Raw genomic sequence first — 18,206 nt, forward strand, 5'->3', positions numbered from 1 at the left:
AGGTCTTGAAAAAGGCTCGGGCAAGACTAGAAATGTATTCCAATTCTCCTCAAGTTGTCTCTTTCCTAAGAGAGTTAGAAAAGCTAGAGGGTCTGGAAAAACGACGAAGAAATCGACTGAACAAGCTGCTAACGATGGATTTCGATTCATTGGACCTGAGTGAAAAAAAGGATGTCACCTATGAGCTGTCGGATTCCAAAAATACGGAATGCATAGCCCTCGCGGCCCAGTATTTTCTGAAGTTGTATCAGGAAACGAAGAACCTCCATCTATTTTGCAATTATGCTTCAACCCTTTATCGCTCAGGCCGGAAAAGGGAAGCGATGGAAGCGTATGAAAGGATAGAGGAGTTGTTCAAGACGGAGGCTTACCCTGACAAGGGTTGGGTCATGATGAAGATCCATGAGGATCGAATGGACTTCTTTAAGGAGGACCGACTTGCCTTCCGAAAGCATTGGGAGTCAGCAAAAACGGATCCTTACCTTAAACAACTTCCTTGTGAATTTCCAGGCCATCTTGGGTACGTGACCAGCTTTGCGGAAGTAAGCTTGCAATATGGCTATTTGGATATATGCGATGAGTTGGTGACCCTTTTGAAAAAGAAAAAGCTGCCAATTCCGTCAAAGGTGAAAGCGCACTACGGAAGGTGATTAAGCTAACGAGGAACAATAGTTCGATATCTATAGTAACCAGGATAATAATGTACGAGAGGATGATACAATGTCGATTTCAAAGAGAAAGCAGATTTGGATTATATCCATAACGACATTGTTAGTGATTTATTTGTTTTCTTTCCCAATCCAACGGCGGAATTAGCAGTTAGGAAGCATTTATTCTTCTCTCTCCATCCAGTCAAAGCTTTCAGTGTTCAAGTTAAGGTGACAGGAAGCACATCGTTTGGTGGAGCTGAATTATTCTTTGTTAATGAAGTTTCAAAATCATTTATCTGGGTGAAGAAAAATTGGTTAGGTTATCGTGTGATTGCTGATGGAACAGGACTATGATTTTTTCGAACAAACTGCTGTCAAATGCCCGGATGGCCAAGAATACTCAACTCTGATGTACAATGGACACGTCTACGTGCCTATACGCTACGTGGCCGAGAATATGTCGGCAAATGTGGAATATGAAAACGCGACGCAAACGGTTACCATCCAACAAACGAACGTAAAGTTCGATGACGAAGTCATGGCCCCGATCCCGACGGTTATGTTTGGATCCGATACGGAGGAAATCCCTACAGTGCAGGGCAGTAGCTGCTGGCAGGTGTGTATAAATACCGCGCTTCCAGATCAGCTTCTAAAGGTTCATCGTTATAAAGCGGTCGGAGCCTATCCGAATGCCAAGCTTGTCGTCAAATACCCGAAGGCACTAGAACCACAAAATATTTGGATTTCTGACTATAAAAGTAAGCAACGCTTAACGTCAGAAGTAGACGGGTCTTTTCACCTTCCAGAAGAACCTGGAGTGTATACGTTGGAACTGGGCTCCAATTGGAACGGAGTAGGTGATACATTGTATTATTTTCAGGTAGAGGTGAAAGACAACAGAGAGCTGGACGAAGCGAAGATCCGGGAGTTCCGGAGGTACCACATTGCTACCGAAAGTGAGCTTGAACAAATACCAATCCGGTATTTAGGCGAAGTAGACGGGGCTAGAGTTTACGAGGTGCCGCCAGTTGCCAGTAATGTTATTGGGAGCCCGTTCTATAATTACAACGGATATGTTTTCGCTGATAAAAGCTTTTCTTCGATCATCGGAATTAAAGAAGGACGATTGTATACGTTTGTTGCGCTTTTAAATATAGAAAAAGTGAATGTCAAAAAACTGTATGATCTTATGCCGATTGAGCTAAAAGTCAAAAAGCCCCAATGATTAGTACATAACAGAAAACAAACCAATTTGAAGGTCCATTTCAGTATTGATTTACACTTGCTCAAGTAACGCAGAACTATAGTTAAATAGACATAAGGATAAGGCTGCCGACAGCATAGAACGGCAGCATTCTCAGCAAACGGGCAGTTTAACTCAATCCGATTTCGGTAAACAGACCACCTATCTTCAATGACCGAATAGGAGTAGCTGCCTAAAGTGAGTTTCGCGAATGACATTCAACTAAATATGCCAGTTCCGAATATTGCGTTTGTCTCTGACCATGTGAAAGTTTATGTACCCAGATCTTATCGGAACGGATAAGTTGTTCATTCATAATAAAGAACCCGACCTATGATGCGGGCCGGGCAAGTCCATCAACCGTTTAGGTAATAAGCTGGGGAGAATGGGTCGGGTGCATCTGCCAAAAGGAAACAACCTGTTCCGTATCCGCTACCATTCCAAAATAGGTGTCTACGGTTTTTAAGCTCATATCGTGTTCTTCTTGTGAAAAAGCCGCGCAAGCATCCTTCATGAGCACGATCCGATAATCCAGCATAAACCCCTCCCTGGCGGTTGATTCCACGCAAAGATTCGTGCTGACACCTGTTATGATTAAGGTTTCGATTTTAAGAGTTTGCAATACGGACTCCAGCCTAGTATGTACGAACCCACTGTAACGATGCTTCTTCACGATGGTGTCGTCAGACTGGGGCGCAACTTCGTAAAATTCCGCTCCCCAGCTCCCAGTGTGGCAAATCGGGTTTACACCATCTGGAAAGCGAGAAAGCCAAGCCTCGGAATCGGTAGACTTCTCATGATTCGTCTGCAGGAAGATGATTGGAACTGAGTGCTCTTTTGCCGCATCCAACAAGCTGCGCAATCTCGGTATTATTTTTTTGACCGGGCTGACATCGATCCCACTTTTGGCAATCGCTCCATCAGGATGGCAATAATCGTTTTGCATATCCACGACGATGACAGCTGCGTTTTTCCGTTCCAAGTTCTGTTTTAATTTTTCCAATTTCTTCACCCCCTTAACCAAGGTTATTATTCCAATTCGATGCCTAAATATTACAACAGGAGGCCATGTCTGTTAAACCCGTTAAGGGAACGGGAGACGATAGTTCGATAAAGACAAAATGACGGTAGCCGGCATTTTAGGCTACTTGTTCAACTATCGGGCAGTTTAGTTACAATAAATCGAAAGATTATAGAGGCAAGTTCCAAGTATGATGAGGCTGCTTTTTGTTCTCCTTAAAAATAAAGTGCCCCCTCATTGAGGGGGCACTTTGGAATCATCAATAACTTTTCGCTCAAGTAGAAGTTATTACACTAATTACTTCAGCATCAGGTGTGTTTTTAAGTCTATTTATGAGTACTTTATCAATTTTTTCTTCTCCATATTCTTTCATTAGATACTCAGCGTGTGCTTGACCCCAATCGCTCATTACATATATCTATTGCCGTAAATATAGACAAGAACATATATATATTTAGTCGGATTTTTGGATAAGAACAAAGCATTGTTGCCAAAGAGCATTTTAGAACATATAGAAGTGATTTAAGTCATACTCATCATCTAAGTAGGTTGTCGTAGATCGGTAGTCTGTTGAGCTAATGGAGATGATACCATGGTAAACCATCTTGGGAGGAAAAATTTGAAGAGGTTAGAGTTTTAGTGTGGATTTAACTAACTCAGTAACGTTAGTTCATTGATCCAAAGGGCAGTTTTCCGTGCTGAAGATATTCGCGATTGTTACAATAACAGGATTGCTGAAATGCAAACAGATTACGAAAGATACTGGGTTATATATAGGTTTGATGAGGAAGATGATATGGTACTAGTTAGATATAGAGCGTTTATTAATGAGTGAATGGTTCATTTTCGCGCTACAGTTTGGCATCCCTGTAAGATCATTAGGTGGTAAGAGCACTCACGGATCGTATCAGATCGCGGGTGGTCCTTTTTATTCTGGTAACAACTTTTTATCTAGCAAAGGAGGCTGTAAATTATGATTTTGAAAGGATGGAATAAATGCGCGTATCCGACTGGGTTATTACCAGTAGCCAAAGTGTAAGTTAATTCGTATTGTAGGAATATCCGGGAGGTGGTTGCGAAATGAAAATTAAAAAGCGCCTGTTGGCGGAGGCCACCAGATTCAAAACCCCTTATTACGTCATTAATGGAAACTTAAAAGGTAAAAAGGTTATGATAACTGCCGGAGTGCACGGGAAAGAAATTGCCAGCATTCTCGCGGCAAAAAGACTTGTAAGTCTGTTGAAGAAAAACAAGCTCCGGATCGAAAACGGGACATTGATCATCGTTCCCATTGTAAATCGTCGAGCTTTCAAGAGGCGCATCAGGGGGATTCCCGATTTGAATCGGACGTTTCCGCGAAAATGGAAAAATAAGGAGCGCCACCCGCTATCAGCCTCATTATTCCGATTAGCGAAGCAATACAAGCCATCTTGGTATGTTGACCTTCATGAAGCCAACGGCTTGTCTAAAATAAATCCGAAAGTGCTGGGGCAAACATTGATCGTCAATCCCAAAAGCAAAGCAATACCTGCAATAAAACGAATTGCTGCACATTTGAATCACTCTATTGATCAAAATTCTAGACATTTTACGGTACGGATGCGGAATTTGCCGGGTTCAGGACGCCATGCCGCATATCACTTATTGAAAGCAAAAGCTGTTACGGTAGAGACGTGCTGGAGCCTGCCTATGTCCACTCGGGTAAACTTTCAATTAAACATACTGGATCGCATTTTAGATGAAGCTAACCTAATTAAACGCGGAAGTATTGTCAAAGCTGCGAAAATAATAAAATGAAGAGTGAACACTCCCATCGGATAGTTCGGTAGCATTCCATGCTTAATGATGCGGCTGGAGTTTTATCGCGTGTTGACAAGTCTATTCAGGCGTACTTAATACAGAGATTGAAGCTGTTGATGAACGCGATTTTTTAACGGTGTAAAGTCATAGGCCCACACGCTTTTGTATTCCACGAAGTATCATAACATGGTACTGATGTTACCAAAATTAAAGGGTGCAATCTATGGCAAACATACAGGTTATTTGGAAAGGCCCAGTAAAACGCGCCTCAGGTCTCGGGATTGCGAGCAGGGAATATGTATCTGCTTTAAGGAGACATGGCGTAAACGTTAAGGTGGGCAGCGGTTCCAAGGACATGAAAAAAGGCACAATGAAAAAACGAAAGGTGCTAATTTATCATCAATTGCCCAAAAAATTGAATATGGCACAGGAGCGTAAACGTTTTGACCGCATTATTTTAAAAACGGTTTGGGAAACGACCCGTATTCCCCGCCACTGGCTCCCGAAAATCAACAAATTTGACGCGGTATGCGTACCTACCAAGCAAAATAAAACCGCCTTGCGGCAAAGCGGCGTCAAGGTGCCTATTTTTATAGTCCCCCATGGAGTCCACATCAAAAAGTTTAAACCCGAGAATAAAAAATATCCTCTGCCAACTGCCAAGGGGCGCTTTGTATTCGTCTCTGTATTTGGCTTCCAACACCGGAAAAATCCCGAAACATTGCTGAGGGCTTACTGGGAGCAATTCTCGGCGGACGATAAAGTGCTGCTCGTCATCAAAACGAATGGGACTGTACGGCACGAGACCGGGCAATGGATTCGAAACCGAATCGAGAGCTATAAGAAAAGGCTCGGAATTCGTAAAAAAAATGCGCCGATTGTAGTCATAACGGAACATATGAATCCCAATCAACTGAAAGGCATCTATACACTCGGTAACGCATTTGTTCTCCCTACAAGAGGCGAGGGAGTAGGGCTGCCGTTTTTGGAGTCGCTGTCCAGTGGGGTTCCTGTTATTGCTACCGGCTGGGGTGGGCATATGGATTTTTTAAACGCGGGCAACTCCTTTCTCATCAAATATAAGCTGCAAAACCCGCAAATTAGCATGAACAGTAGGCATGCGATTGCGCGAAGCTTTCGTTATTTATTTTCGGGGAAGGGGCAACGGTGGGCTGAGCCGACTTTATCCAGCTTAAAAAGCCAGATGAGTTTTGCTTATCGTCATCCTGAGCTTTGTAAAAAGAAAGGAAGGCAGGGCAGACTGGACATGAAAAAATTTTCATGGAACCGTGCCGGTGCCGCTTTGAAAAAAGTTGTGGTAATGAAATAACTTTTTCTCGGATTAAATCAACCAGCCTTACATGTTATGTAGGGACGAAGAATTCAAGCCATATATGTGTAAGTGGCAATGAAGCAGCATATAGGGCGGGCAGATGTGTTTAAATGTGAGATTAGAGAAGCGCGCTTAAACCAAATGTAAGGATCGTTACAATTCATTGTTCACTTTATCTGCGATAGGGAACCATCCTGGAGTATTGAAGATTTTCAACCAGAATGGTTCAGCAATCCCCAATTTTTCTTGATCATTTAAAGAGTGCATTTACATTTGTCTTTCCTTGGAGTTCTAATGCTTTTTTTTGCTTTGATAATACGAGCGATGGATGATATTTCGCTGGATATCACGCAGGGCGAATTGTTGCTATTATTGGGCCTTCTGGCTCTGGAAAGTCAACGCTGATGAACATTATCAGCTGTTTGGACGTTTCTGGCTAGAGCCGATGGGAAACAGATTCATCGCTGAAGGATTCACAACTGCCTGATATTGGGAATCAGAAGATCGGGTTTTTCAGAACTTTAACCTGCTGCCGAGATTAAACGCTTATGAAAATGTGGTGTTACCATTGATTTATCGCGGTTTATCGAGAAAGCATTGAGAGCCACTGGTTTTACAGGCGTTTGTAACAGTTGATCAGCTAGATCGTCGGACCCTGCGCTGCTTAAGAACGGCGTAGACGAAAATCAGGCACCTATTTTAGCGAAACGTGAAAATGTCCATGTATTATGAGCCTCTTATTGAACGGACAATATATGATTAAAGTGTTTAACGGAAGTTATCATATGGACTGAAATAAGGCCCCGGAAGAAAAAGAAGCCGGCTGCTAAGTTATATTTTATTTGGGTCTAATTTAATTGAGGTCTGAATAAAACAATGGGACTTTACAAAACCTTTATTTGATATCGTTACACTTTGACGGTTCAGGAGGGATTGTTATAAAACCATTGGTCATAATAGCAGCATTACTACTAGTTACAGGTTGTTCGAGTAATAATTCGACAAACAATCAAATGAATGCTAAACAAACGAAGCTTGAAACTCATGCTCCTAATGCTGCTTCAACGTCAACCTTAACTCAAGCATCATCCATTTCTACTGCGGGTGCAGGGAAATCACCGATTACGATTAAACAAGCACCCAATGAAGCTTCGAATTGGCTGGATTGGTTCCAAGGCAACTATGCACCGGCAGAAAGCCCAGCGAATCAAGCCGTAAATCCACAACAGTCCGCCAATCCGCAAGAGTCCGTAAATCCATCCCAATCTGCGCAGCAAGTCTTGGATCTGGTGAATCAAGAAAGAACGAAAGCAGGCTTGAATTCCCTTAGCTTGAACAGCAGTCTCTCGAAAGTAGCAATGGCTAAGGCTCAGGATATGTACAACAATAATTATTTTGATCATCAGTCACCGACTTATGGATCCCCGTTTGATATGATGACTGCATTCGGGGTCACATATAACTCTGCAGGGGAAAACATCGCCAAAGGCCAGGGGAGCCCGACGGAAGTGATGAACCAATGGATGAACAGTCCTGGTCATCGTGCCAACATCCTGAATAGCAGCTACACCCAAATCGGGATAGCTTACTATAACGGCGAGTGGGTTCAGGAATTTATTGGCTAGTAGATATTTGCCCTCACAACTGTACCGATCTATGTTTTTCAGTAAAAGGGGTTGCATTCAAAGCTAGGAGCATCGGTTGCAATGAATGATCTCGACTCAGAATTATAGAATAGCTAAAAAAACAAAACCATCCAGCTAACTTAATGGCTGATGGTTTTTTTATCGGGAATGGGATAAAGTTCTTATCATTTATGATTTGTTCTTTCTTGTCAGTCAACACGACAGACACATGAAGATTGACATTTAATAAACCCGCGAAGCCGGCATCTATTGTCCGGCGACACAAACATATGCGCATAATCGCGGTGGTAGTATAGGTTTGATTTGTAAATGTTTTTTCACGTGGCCGTTAAGCAAAAGGGCAGCATTCTTAAATGAACAAGAGAATTTATTACATCAGATATATTTAAAAGGGGTTGAGCATTTGAGAAACGATATATGGTTATATAAAAGAACTTTCTGTTGGTCGGGAAAACCCGGTTGCATTGGAAAAAAAACCAATACCAACTGAAGAAAAGGAACGGGTTTTAAAAACAATATCAAAGACTAATAAACATATTGAAATGGATTTCTGGGAGACCTGGTTGAATTAACGGCGAACGTTCATTTGAATCGTTTTGAGCACACTGGATAAACTATCCATGATATCTTTTGATGAGAATTGGAGGGGCATAGATCATGTTAAATTTATCCGAGCTGGAGAATGTTCATGCGGATATTGAATCTGTTCACGAGGTTGTTCGAAGTTTGAAAGCTAGCGTTGATGGCATTTCTATTGGTATTCACATTCTCAAAAATCGTGAGGACAGTTACTTTTATGAGCTCAGTCACTTTTACAAAGGTGCCGATAATGCTGGTCCTGTTTATGCAGGAGCGATGGAAAATAGCTTTAAAACGCTAGAGGAAGCTGCAAAAGGCGCACTTCAAGCTGCAATAATGAGTTATCGAAGCACGGATGAAGGTGGGCATTGGGAGCAGAACTATTCATTTGTTCAATAGTAGTTCCGCGTATATCGGCACTTAAACGGAGAAACCCCAGCCAAGGATGCCGGGGTTTTTGGTGTGCGCTTATTCCAAAGCGGAGAAAAAAATTGTACAACTTCTTGTCTTTTATCGATAGTTATTCTTAAACCTCCGACAAGGGCTGTAAGAGGACAAAAACATATATGCATTATCAGCCGCGTATTACGCGGTTTTCTTATTTTATATTGTTTATTATTCGGCTGCCGTTTGATCATTTATCATTAACTTTGGCGTGCCAGGTTGGTGGAGAAAGAATGCGGGTTGAAAAAAATATTGATTGTGACACAAACTGTCGGGAGACAAGAACATTATCTCATTAAGGGCCGCGTAAATCGTGGCTATTTTGTATTATGGGATAAGGTTCTTGTCAAAACCCAATGACAAGCACTTTATCTCATTCCCGATGGATTGTAGGAGTGGGGAGGACCCTAACGATTAAGCTTAACGGGCAGTTTAGTGGGAAAATCATGGAAAGGAAATAATCCTTTTCTGGAGAATTTGTTGATGGAGACCCTGAGCGAAAGAACTGCAAAAAACAATAAGGAGGATAAAATGTTTAAAGATATTTTAACAAGCCTTAGAGCCATTATTGCTGGTTATTTCTTTGATGTAATAGGTATCACCTTAGTTACGATTGCCATTTCATTTACACCATTGAAAGGAGCATATTGGGTTTATTTAATTTTGAGCATCTTTTTTATAGTACTAGGTGGTTATATCGCATCAAACGTTTCAAAAAAATATAGATTAATCAATTCAACAGTTGTAGGATTAATCCATATTCTTTGGGCTTTGTATAGGGGTGGCTATGTAGAAACAACCCATATTTTAGTAAAACAAATATTGGCGGTCCCACTGGCAGTAATAGGCGGAATGCTCTCTATGAAGAAAAACCAGTTGTACGTGAAATCGAACAAATATAACAACTTGGTTTAATTATTACTGAAGTATCGCTAAGAAATCAATAACATTGCGTTTTGCATATTCCGCTAACGAGGAACGTTAGCTTAATAAATGTAACAAGAATGAAATCTTATTTTCATATAGCTTCAATGAATCAAGCCTATAATAAAACTGCCCCCCTTTAAAATATAAATAATTCTGACCCACAGCCCGTTGCTGTGGGTCATTAATATAAAGTGAGGAAGAAAATGAATATAGTCCTTGTAGGTATGTCGGGTGCTGGTAAAAGCACTTTAGGTGTATTGCTTGCAAAAGCTTTAGGAATGAATTTTGTCGATACGGATATTGTCATTCAACAACGTGAAGGTAAGTTACTACAAGAGATACTCGATAACGATGGGATAGAGATATTTATGCAGATCGAAGAAAAAGCTATATCGGAACTGCAATTAGAAAATTGCATTATCTCTACGGGAGGAAGCGTTATATATTCAGAAAAAGCCATGAACGTCCTTAAACAAGGTGGGACGGTCATTTATTTACACGTCCCATATGAAGAGATTAAAAGAAGACTAATCAATGTAACGACTAGAGGCATTGTTATCAAGAACGGAAATAGTCTAGAAGATGTTTACGAGGAAAGACTACCCTTATACATTAAGTATAGTGATAAAGCCCTCGATTGTTTAAACAAGGATGTAGAACAATGCGTAAACGAGATTATTAAACTAATACAAGAAACTGACGTTGATCATTCTGCTAACGAGGAACGATAGTTCAATCGCGACATGACGGCAGCCGGCATACGATCGGCTGCCGTTGTCCGTTGAACGGGCAGGATAGTTCAATCGTTTCTCGAATTCATTTTGAGATGGAGCATTTCCGAAATTCGTGAATATAACGTTATAGCCAATGGCCTAGAAATATAATTGGGGGGGACTTTATGAAGATTAATTGTAGATGCGGAAGCTTAATCATTGATCAAACAGATTATCATTCAAATAAAGGGTACATTATTTCAGATCAAGACTATTTCGATTTATTAGAGATAATAGATAACGCAATCGAGAAATCAGGACCAACACCAAAAGATAAAGAGCGAGCAGTAATGGGTATTAGAAGCCTCATTGGTGGCTTTCAAAAAAATGTATACCAGTGTTTCTCTTGTGGACGAATCTATATAAGTACTAAAGGAAATGAACTCAAAGAATTTACTGCAGTAGAACACAGTCAAGGGAGCAGTATTCTTTCATCCACAAAAGGTGAGTCGTGGAAGAGGCCAATAATAGGAGACTGGGATGATTCAAGGAAAGGTGAAATTTTAGGCTATCTTTGGTGTTATGGTTACAGTAAAGAGTACTCAAATAGTGAAAATTTTCAAACACTTCAAGAAGACTATTTTAAACTTCTGGGTGACTTGAGTGCGAAAGGTACAGTTCGATCGGCCTTATTAAAACATAACAAACAAGTAATTCACTCATGGGTACCAAACTAAAATTTAATGAGGTCACTGCGTATAACACACATTTACGCATCGAGACATAGGCCCTTGGTTCGCCCGAGGAGATGGCCGGGGAGATGGATCAGACGTGTGAGTGAGATTGCGCTAACGGGATACGATACCGCAATAATACAGCCTGCCGAAGTGATCCGGCAGGCTGTTAACGGGCTGTTATAGGTTGTTACTCAAAGTGGAAGCATTTTTTGATCTTCAAAATGAAGAAGATACCAGGGCGGTCCTACTTATTAAAATTGTTGACTGATGATGCACAATATAGTCCAGCCAGATACTATTAGCTTAAGTCGAAGTAATTATAGGGGGGGCCAGCCATTTATGGCTTATGGTACGCCCTCCTTTTTTTATGCAAAATAATGTCCTTTTTCGAGATCAGCGATCAATCCGGGCTGCATCGGTATCCAGCCCAGAAGCTCCCTTGTTGCCAGACTCGCTTGCGTAGTGTTATACAAGCTTGTGATGTCTAATGCCGCAATTCTGCCAAGAAAGCCGAAATGGGTGGTTGCTTTTTCAGGTGTTATACTGACCGCCGGCACGTTCAATTGCCGCCCGATGACCGCGGCGATCTCTCGGAGCGAAATGCCTTCATCGCCGGCGCCAAGCAGCCGTGAGCCCGCCGGGGCGATTTCCAGCGCCAGACGGTACAGGACCGCAGCATCCAGGCGATGAACCGCCGGCCAGTGGTTCGTTCCGTCGCCGATGTAGGCGGCGAAGCCCTTCGCCCGGGCGATGTTGATCATCATTGGCACAAAGCCCTTATCACCTTCACCGTGCACGGACGGTGCAAGCGAGACGATCGATGTCCGAATACCCCGCTCTGCCATTGCGAGCACTGCATGATCCACGGTATGTCCATTTGCGTGAGCCGTGGTAATGAACGGCTTCCCGGAGCCTTCGAGCGCCGCTCCCATGGCTACAACGGCCCGCAAATCCAGAGCTAAAGCACCTTCAAAGTCGGAAAAATCGTTGGTGAATGCCAGATGAATCACGCCGTCCGCAGCCGCGGCAGCGCTGACCAGAGTATCGAGATCGTCCAGATTGCCGTACAGCACTTCGGCTCCCGCCGCCTTTAACCCCGCGGCTTTCTCTTCAGAACGGCAAAGACCCGACACTATGTGTCCCGCGTCGATCAGTTCCTGGATGACCGCAGAACCGACATACCCTGTTGCTCCTGTAACAAAAACATGCATAATGATATCCTCCTTCAAGTGTTGACTGCTTAATCATGTTAAGCATAAACTATAAAGTGAACTCTATGGCAAGCGCTTCAAAGGAGAAATGATCATGAAAATTCAGGAACTGGCGGACAAGATGGGATTAACGATCCATACGATCCGCTTTTATGAAAAGGAAGGCTTGCTGGATGATCGGCATGTCCGGCGAGAAAGCAACAATTACCGTAACTATTCGGAAGAAGCTATCGAGCGGTTGAAGCTCATCAAGAAGTTCCAGTCCATCGGCTGTTCGCTGGTTGAACTGAAGGAAGTTCTGCAGGACCACGACGCCAATGCGCAAACTAACCTGCAGATTATAGATTGGATTCGCGGCAAGAAAAAGGAGATCGAAAGCAAGAAGGAAGAATACGACCAAATGCTGGACACCCTTAACAAGATGCTGGAGTATCGGACTCTACTCATGGACGATCCGCAAAAAGCTCAAGAGATGCTAATGACTTGGCATGCCAGCTCATCCGATTGAGCTGCATTTGTAGCTTCCCTTTAGTCCATGCGGAACAACTGAAACAGGAATGCATACAAGCGATTACGTTTTGGCGACTCGTAGTCTCAACCCCGAGTTAAAGGAAACTTAATGATTAAGCTAAAGAGGAACTATAGTTGAATGACGAAGCTGCCGACACAATAAACAGTTTCATTACCGAGGGACGGGCAGATACTTCGATGCTGCCTCGAATAAACAAGTAAAGCGAATAAGACTGTATAAGAGAGGAACAAGTCTGTAGGAGTAAACTCAAAAGGAAGACGGAAGTTAGAGTACAGCGGCAAGAGGTATTATTGGAATGTCCAAGAAGATGACGAAGATTATGGAAGAATTAATCTTAGTATTATTTCAGAAGATAAGAAATTAATTGTTTCATATCATGTAGCGCAGTCAGACCATGATAAGACACCACATATTGTAATACAGGGTAAGGAGTTTGTGGGCTTAGAAAATCATTATCGTCAAGGTTGGGTTAGAGTACAAACTCCAAGTTGGGATGATCGCATTATCACACCTGGGCTTGTTAGGACAATTATTGAATGGTGCCTGCTTCCAAAAGACCAACTGATTTTTGTTGATTGGGAAGGTAATCTTATTTAACTGGTGCGAGGCAACACATACGCGATCGGAGAACTTTAGCTTAATAAGCAACCTAGACGCGGCTTCCGGCATGAATCGGCAGCCGCGTTATGCTAACTGGCAGTTTTAAATGCAATTGGATGTGATACAATATGGGAAACGTGAAGAACGGAGTGAATTCTTGGAACAAGATGTTATATGGGGAATTTTTGTTTCCGAAGATTCTACAAAACCCGTGAAAAGGCAGTCGAGGTAATCCAAGAGTTACCAAAAGATTTGAATTACGATTTGCTTAAAATACCTTTGAACCAAAATTTTACTTATTTTCATAAAAAAGCGGTAAGCCGGCATCGATAATATTTATTATGAGCACTTTCATTTTAATGGTGAACATAAGAGAGATAATTAAACAAAGAACTACCTTGAAAGAACGGATAAGCTTTCATGCTTGAGTAAGTAAAGAAAAAGAGCTCCTCGCTGGGGAGCTCTTTTATGTGAAAGGAATATCTAAACCCAGGGGTTTCCTAATCGTTGCTCTGAGCAGCCTTTTTGTGGTGTGCCACACTGATTTTTATTTTGGGAATGATAGTGATATGATGATTTGAAAGTGAAAGGCAGCATGTAGAAGGAGAATCTGATGATAAATGAAAGTGAATTTGATAAAATCTTTGAAATCATGAACGCTTCATTTCCTGATAGTGAACGGAGAACTTATGAAGGACAAAAGGAGCTGTTATCCGATCCTCACTATCGTCTAATTACTGAAAAAGACGCAAGCGACCATATTATTGCTTTTGTTGCCGTATGGGAATTTCCATCGTTTCGATTTGTGGAGCATATTGCTGTTGATCCGGCCATACGGGGAGGTGGTCTAGGCGGAAAGTTAATGAAAGCGTATATCGAAGAGTCGCTAAGCCCGATTCTATTAGAAGTGGAACCTCCAGTTGCGGACTTGGCGCAGCGTAGAGTGAACTTCTATAAGCGATTAGGTTTTCATATTAATCATTTTGACTATGTGCAGCCTCCACTCCAGAAGGAGCAACCAGATTTACCGCTTAAGATCATGAGCTACCCTCAAACTCTGACGGATGCGGAGTATGCTCTTTACAAAGAAATATTGTATACCAAAGTGTATAACGTTCTTACCTTCACTGAGGCAGAACGAAGGTGATGATCGCCAGGGAGTAGTTTTGCCGCGTGGCAGCTGTTCTCTATTTTTATAATAAGCGTTAAGAAAAGAGCTCCTCGATGGGGAGCTTTTTTATGTGTAAGGAATATCTGAACCCAGGGGGTTGTTACCTAATCAGTTGGGATTAGAATAAAAAAAATGAGATCCATTACGGAGGAACGGAATATTGCGTATCAGAATCATCATAGGCTGAAATGTGAATTTGAGAAGGAGTTTATCTTTTGAAAAGGACAGAGTAATTAAAATCCACAACCTCATGAGGTTGTGGATTTTTCTTTTCGGGCTTCCGAGCTAGCTTCAAAAACGCGTTTTCTGAGGATTAGGCATATGGATTTAAAGCAGTCCTCTTTTATTACGGTATTGAAAAGGCGTGACGCCGACTATTTTCTTGAAAACTTTAGCAAAATGATTCTGGTAATCAAATCCAACAGCGATGGCAATAGCGTGAATGGATTTTTGAGTATGAATCAACAGTTGCTTGCTTTCCCTAACCCGAATTTGATTTAGGTTTTCATTAAACGACAGACCGGTCTCTTTATTCACTTTGTCCGAGATATAAGAAGGGCTTTTTCCGATTTTTTTCGCAACATCATTTAAAGTCAGTTTTTCGAAGAAATGATTATTCATATAGTGAATCGTGTTCATGACTAGGGTTGAATAATTTGGATTAGAAAATTCAATAATGCTGTACGTAAACTTCAAGAAAATCTCCCGAATGAATTTATAAATTTCAGCTCGGGATTGGATGTTTTCAACCTGCCGAATAAACTTGTCCGCAAGCGTTCTAGCGTATTCATCATCGGTTCCTCCCTCGATTGCGATGGCACATGCGATTGCGCATAGCGTAATAAAATGATTTTTGGACGATCGCAGCGGATCGCCTTTTGCGAGCTCGATAGGGTCAAAGACTTGTTCTGTTGGGATATTTGAACTCGAATCGAAATAGTCTTGGATGGCCTTAATGTCCCCCGCCAGCATTTTTGATTTTAATAACATACCTTGCTCTATAGGAGTATGGATGAACTCCTGCTCATAGTAAATATGTACAAGTGACACATCGGGCGATGCGGGAAGCTTGCTTTCATGGGATAAAGTGTATGTTGTTGGCTGAGGGATGGCATCGGTATCGTTCGATTGAAACAGCCAGTAACAGATCCGGATCAGATTTTGAAATTTCTCCGTGCCCTGAGGCTCTTGCATCGGACCTAAGATGAGATTTAGATTTTCATTTTTTAAGAGATGAACATAAAATACCCACGAGTAGGGTTTTATAAATATGAAATGTGGAAGATTTGACGACAGTATTTCATTCTGCTGCTCTTTCATGAATACCAAAAACTCTGAAAGTGAGTTCTGATCCCTATGTCCGGATGGAGCTCTGGAGTCCATGAAGGAGAACAAGGTCTTAAATCCCTTGTCTACGCCCATAACGTTTTCCCCGGACATCAAATGTATGCTTCTAGCCTGTTCCTCGAATAAAAAAGTATCTATCCCATTATTTTCATTCATCCAAATTCAAGCCTCTTCCTCTGAATTTTTTTATCCAAAACTCAAAGATATTATCCAATCTGCATTTCCGATCTTAGTATACTTGATTTAATCTTAAGATGAAAGGGGTTTCATAAAATGGTAAATGCGCAAAGTATATTCCTGTTCCCGGTTCCACGGCATGTTGTTCTTGAGTCGGGTCAATGGTTGAAACCAAATCAATTAACCGTTCGACTTAGTCCATCTACGTTCCCTGACAGGGGTGGCATTGAAGCTATGATTATGCATCGGCTGCTTGAAATCACAAGCAAGCCGTTCACCGTGGTAGACCGTAAGCAAGAGGATGAGACAGCTTTTTCGTTTGTGTACAATGGCCAGATCGCGGAGCAAGGCTACCATCTTTCGGTTCAGGAGACGGGTGTTGCGATTGAATATGCGGATCCTGCAGGCTTAAGCTATGCACTGACTACGTTGAAGCAGGTATACAACCAGTGTGGAGCGGCAATTCCATATTTGAAGATCGAGGATGTACCGGATTTGAAAGTCAGAGGCTTGATGCTGGATATTGGGCGGGACAAAATCCCTTCCATGCATTCATTATATAAGCTGATCGATTTAATGGCCGATCTCAAAATGAATCATTTGCAGCTATACATGGAAGGCTATTGCTTCGAGTATGAGCGCTATAAGAGCCTCTTCCCGGATGAAACACCGATAACAGCTGCCGAGATTCAAGCGTTGGATCGGTATGCCGCAGAGCGGTTTATTGATTTTGTTCCGAATCAGAATCTCTTGGGGCATATGACGCAATGGCTTGAGAGGGAGCCATTCCGTGAATTGGCGGAATTCCCGGAAGGCATCGAACTGTTGCCGGGGGTCCAATCTCCAGCTTCCACCCTAAACGTTAAAGATCCGAAGTCGTTGGAATTGGTTGAGAACTTGCTTAATGAGCTGCTTCATATCTTTTCATCACCGTTTGTAAATATCAACTTCGATGAACCGTGGGAACTCGGGAAGGGCAAGAGCAGAGAAGCGGACCAGGAGTCCAGCACGGCCGATCTCTACTTGGATTTCCTGAAGAAAGTTGTGCAAATCGTACAAAAAAATGGTAAGAAGCCTCTCTTCTGGGGCGATACCGTCTTTTCACACCCTGAAATAATCAAAGAACTGCCTAATGACTGTATTGTGCTGGATTGGATGTATGAAAATGAAAAAAACGGTTCTTTCGAAAATCACTGCAAAATGATGAAGGAATCCGAGCAGTCCTATATGGTTTGTCCAGGCACAAGCAGTTGGATGTCCATTAGCGGTCGGACCGATAACATGCTAGGAAATATTGCTGATGCGGCAATTAACGGTAAAAAATACAATGCAGCGGGTCTCATCGTGACAGATTGGGGAGATATGGGACACTGGCAATACGCTCCCATCAGCTATGCAGGCTACGTCTATAGCGCAGGTTTGAGTTGGAATACCGATTCCCTTGCTACAGCTGAGGCGGATACTGTGAACTATTTGAATCAGTCGGTATTCGAAGATGCAAAAAACGTAATGGGCAACTTCGTACTGGAGCTAGGCAACTACTATCGATATGAGAATTTCCCAATTATAAATATGACAGCTATGTTCATCCTGTTGTCTTCGATGGGCGGCTTGAGTACAAGCGAAGTGCTGAATCATAAACTTAACTCTCTCTTCACAAGGATTAATAATGAGATGGCCAATCTGCCAAAAGATGAATCCATTGATTTCATTTCGAATTTCCAATACGAAGAGTTGAGGCATTTCCTGGACAGCATGTCGAGCAAGCTTCAGGAAAGCGATATGGAATGTGCGGACAATCATCTGATCCGCGAAGAGTTCGAATATACGATTCGTCTCCTTACGCATGGGGTAGACCTCTATGAATATATTCTTTTGGAGCAGACCGAGCATGAGGGTTGGAGACAAGAACGACTCAAGCAATTGATTGATTCGATTACAGCGATTAGCGATCGTTACCCTCAGTTATGGTTGAAAAGAAACCGAATTGGCGGCTTGAATCGAAGTATTCAGCAATTCCACTCTTTAAATAACCAATATGAGACCAAGCTGAAAGAGCTATCGAAATTTTAACA

General features: G+C 42.1%; 16 protein-coding genes and 1 pseudogene. 14 read left to right on the forward strand and 3 right to left on the reverse strand.

The genetic code is table 11. The features are described from left to right. Positions 1–5 precede the first annotated feature (5 nt). From J2Z65_RS33130 to J2Z65_RS33140, 3 genes are all read left to right on the forward strand, one after another. Positions 6–650, forward strand: coding sequence for a hypothetical protein (locus tag J2Z65_RS33130; protein WP_209856265.1), 645 nt, complete (start codon positions 6–8; stop codon positions 648–650). Between the two features lie 96 nt (positions 651–746). Beyond that, positions 747–1,004, forward strand: a complete 258-nt coding sequence (locus tag J2Z65_RS33135) for a hypothetical protein (protein ID WP_209856268.1) — start codon at positions 747–749, stop codon at positions 1,002–1,004. Beyond that, the gene (locus J2Z65_RS33140; protein WP_205301029.1) at positions 988–1,875 is read left to right on the forward strand and encodes a stalk domain-containing protein; all 888 of its coding nucleotides are present in this window, start codon (positions 988–990) and stop codon (positions 1,873–1,875) included. The genes J2Z65_RS33135 and J2Z65_RS33140 overlap by 17 nt, the downstream gene beginning before the upstream one ends. A gap of 382 nt (positions 1,876–2,257) precedes the next feature. Here J2Z65_RS33140 and J2Z65_RS33145 read toward each other — a convergent pair whose 3' ends face one another. Then, the gene (locus J2Z65_RS33145) at positions 2,258–2,896 is read right to left on the reverse strand and encodes a cysteine hydrolase family protein (RefSeq protein WP_167063002.1); all 639 of its coding nucleotides are present in this window, start codon (positions 2,894–2,896) and stop codon (positions 2,258–2,260) included. 1,098 nt (positions 2,897–3,994) lie between these two features. On the opposite strand from J2Z65_RS33145, the gene J2Z65_RS33150 reads away from it, so the two are divergent. From J2Z65_RS33150 to J2Z65_RS33185, 8 genes and pseudogenes are all read left to right on the forward strand, one after another. Then, a complete protein-coding gene (locus tag J2Z65_RS33150; RefSeq protein WP_167063005.1) occupies positions 3,995–4,711 on the forward strand; it encodes a M14 family metallopeptidase in 717 nt (238 codons plus the stop codon). Between the two features lie 226 nt (positions 4,712–4,937). Then, on the forward strand, positions 4,938–6,044 hold the full coding sequence (locus J2Z65_RS33155; protein WP_209856272.1) for a glycosyltransferase family 4 protein: 1,107 nt from the start codon (positions 4,938–4,940) through the stop codon (positions 6,042–6,044). A gap of 297 nt (positions 6,045–6,341) precedes the next feature. Beyond that, positions 6,342–6,642 (forward strand): annotated as a pseudogene (locus J2Z65_RS36230) (ATP-binding cassette domain-containing protein); the annotation flags it as partial. Between the two features lie 418 nt (positions 6,643–7,060). Next, the gene (locus J2Z65_RS33165) at positions 7,061–7,672 is read left to right on the forward strand and encodes a CAP domain-containing protein (RefSeq protein ID WP_338111749.1); all 612 of its coding nucleotides are present in this window, start codon (positions 7,061–7,063) and stop codon (positions 7,670–7,672) included. Positions 7,673–8,350: 678 nt separating this feature from the next. Continuing rightward, positions 8,351–8,671 carry a hypothetical protein gene (locus J2Z65_RS33170; protein WP_167063011.1) on the forward strand — a complete coding sequence of 107 codons (321 nt, stop codon included), beginning with the start codon at positions 8,351–8,353 and terminating at the stop codon, positions 8,669–8,671. A gap of 528 nt (positions 8,672–9,199) precedes the next feature. Beyond that, entirely contained in the window at positions 9,200–9,631 is a 432-nt protein-coding gene (locus J2Z65_RS33175) for a YrzE family protein (RefSeq protein ID WP_209856275.1), read from the forward strand. A 215-nt stretch (positions 9,632–9,846) separates the two neighbouring features. Further along, positions 9,847–10,374 carry a shikimate kinase gene (locus J2Z65_RS33180; RefSeq protein ID WP_167063014.1) on the forward strand — a complete coding sequence of 176 codons (528 nt, stop codon included), beginning with the start codon at positions 9,847–9,849 and terminating at the stop codon, positions 10,372–10,374. Positions 10,375–10,541: 167 nt separating this feature from the next. Next, positions 10,542–11,093 (forward strand): hypothetical protein, encoded by a 552-nt coding sequence (locus J2Z65_RS33185; protein WP_167063017.1) that lies wholly within the window; start codon positions 10,542–10,544, stop codon positions 11,091–11,093. A gap of 365 nt (positions 11,094–11,458) precedes the next feature. On the opposite strand, the gene J2Z65_RS33190 is transcribed toward J2Z65_RS33185, so the two are convergent. After that, positions 11,459–12,304 (reverse strand): SDR family oxidoreductase, encoded by an 846-nt coding sequence (locus tag J2Z65_RS33190; protein WP_167063020.1) that lies wholly within the window; start codon positions 12,302–12,304, stop codon positions 11,459–11,461. Between the two features lie 94 nt (positions 12,305–12,398). On the opposite strand from J2Z65_RS33190, the gene J2Z65_RS33195 reads away from it, so the two are divergent. Then, positions 12,399–12,812 carry a MerR family transcriptional regulator gene (locus tag J2Z65_RS33195; protein WP_167063023.1) on the forward strand — a complete coding sequence of 138 codons (414 nt, stop codon included), beginning with the start codon at positions 12,399–12,401 and terminating at the stop codon, positions 12,810–12,812. 1,237 nt (positions 12,813–14,049) lie between these two features. Further along, on the forward strand, positions 14,050–14,583 hold the full coding sequence (locus tag J2Z65_RS33200) for a GNAT family N-acetyltransferase (RefSeq protein ID WP_167063026.1): 534 nt from the start codon (positions 14,050–14,052) through the stop codon (positions 14,581–14,583). A 351-nt stretch (positions 14,584–14,934) separates the two neighbouring features. Here the strand turns inward: J2Z65_RS33200 and J2Z65_RS33205 are convergent, their stop codons facing one another. Next, a complete protein-coding gene (locus J2Z65_RS33205) occupies positions 14,935–16,110 on the reverse strand; it encodes a helix-turn-helix transcriptional regulator (protein WP_167063029.1) in 1,176 nt (391 codons plus the stop codon). Between the two features lie 117 nt (positions 16,111–16,227). On the opposite strand from J2Z65_RS33205, the gene J2Z65_RS33210 reads away from it, so the two are divergent. Then, a complete protein-coding gene (locus tag J2Z65_RS33210; RefSeq protein ID WP_209856278.1) occupies positions 16,228–18,204 on the forward strand; it encodes a family 20 glycosylhydrolase in 1,977 nt (658 codons plus the stop codon). Positions 18,205–18,206: the final 2 nt, after the last annotated feature.

This window comes from Paenibacillus aceris (assembly GCF_017874035.1).
GTDB lineage: Bacteria > Bacillota > Bacilli > Paenibacillales > NBRC-103111 > Paenibacillus_E > Paenibacillus_E aceris.

Coding starts and splice junctions, on each gene's coding strand:
- J2Z65_RS33140 (WP_205301029.1), top strand. CDS start 988: ATGGAACAGGACTATGATTTTTTCGAACAAACTGCTGTCAAATGCCCG.
- J2Z65_RS33150 (WP_167063005.1), top strand. CDS start 3,995: ATGAAAATTAAAAAGCGCCTGTTGGCGGAGGCCACCAGATTCAAAACC.
- J2Z65_RS33155 (WP_209856272.1), top strand. CDS start 4,938: ATGGCAAACATACAGGTTATTTGGAAAGGCCCAGTAAAACGCGCCTCA.
- J2Z65_RS33165 (WP_338111749.1), top strand. CDS start 7,061: ATGAATGCTAAACAAACGAAGCTTGAAACTCATGCTCCTAATGCTGCT.
- J2Z65_RS33170 (WP_167063011.1), top strand. CDS start 8,351: ATGTTAAATTTATCCGAGCTGGAGAATGTTCATGCGGATATTGAATCT.
- J2Z65_RS33175 (WP_209856275.1), top strand. CDS start 9,200: ATGGAGACCCTGAGCGAAAGAACTGCAAAAAACAATAAGGAGGATAAA.
- J2Z65_RS33180 (WP_167063014.1), top strand. CDS start 9,847: ATGAATATAGTCCTTGTAGGTATGTCGGGTGCTGGTAAAAGCACTTTA.
- J2Z65_RS33185 (WP_167063017.1), top strand. CDS start 10,542: ATGAAGATTAATTGTAGATGCGGAAGCTTAATCATTGATCAAACAGAT.
- J2Z65_RS33190 (WP_167063020.1), bottom strand. CDS start 12,304: ATGCATGTTTTTGTTACAGGAGCAACAGGGTATGTCGGTTCTGCGGTC.
- J2Z65_RS33195 (WP_167063023.1), top strand. CDS start 12,399: ATGAAAATTCAGGAACTGGCGGACAAGATGGGATTAACGATCCATACG.
- J2Z65_RS33200 (WP_167063026.1), top strand. CDS start 14,050: ATGATAAATGAAAGTGAATTTGATAAAATCTTTGAAATCATGAACGCT.
- J2Z65_RS33205 (WP_167063029.1), bottom strand. CDS start 16,110: ATGAATGAAAATAATGGGATAGATACTTTTTTATTCGAGGAACAGGCT.
- J2Z65_RS33210 (WP_209856278.1), top strand. CDS start 16,228: ATGGTAAATGCGCAAAGTATATTCCTGTTCCCGGTTCCACGGCATGTT.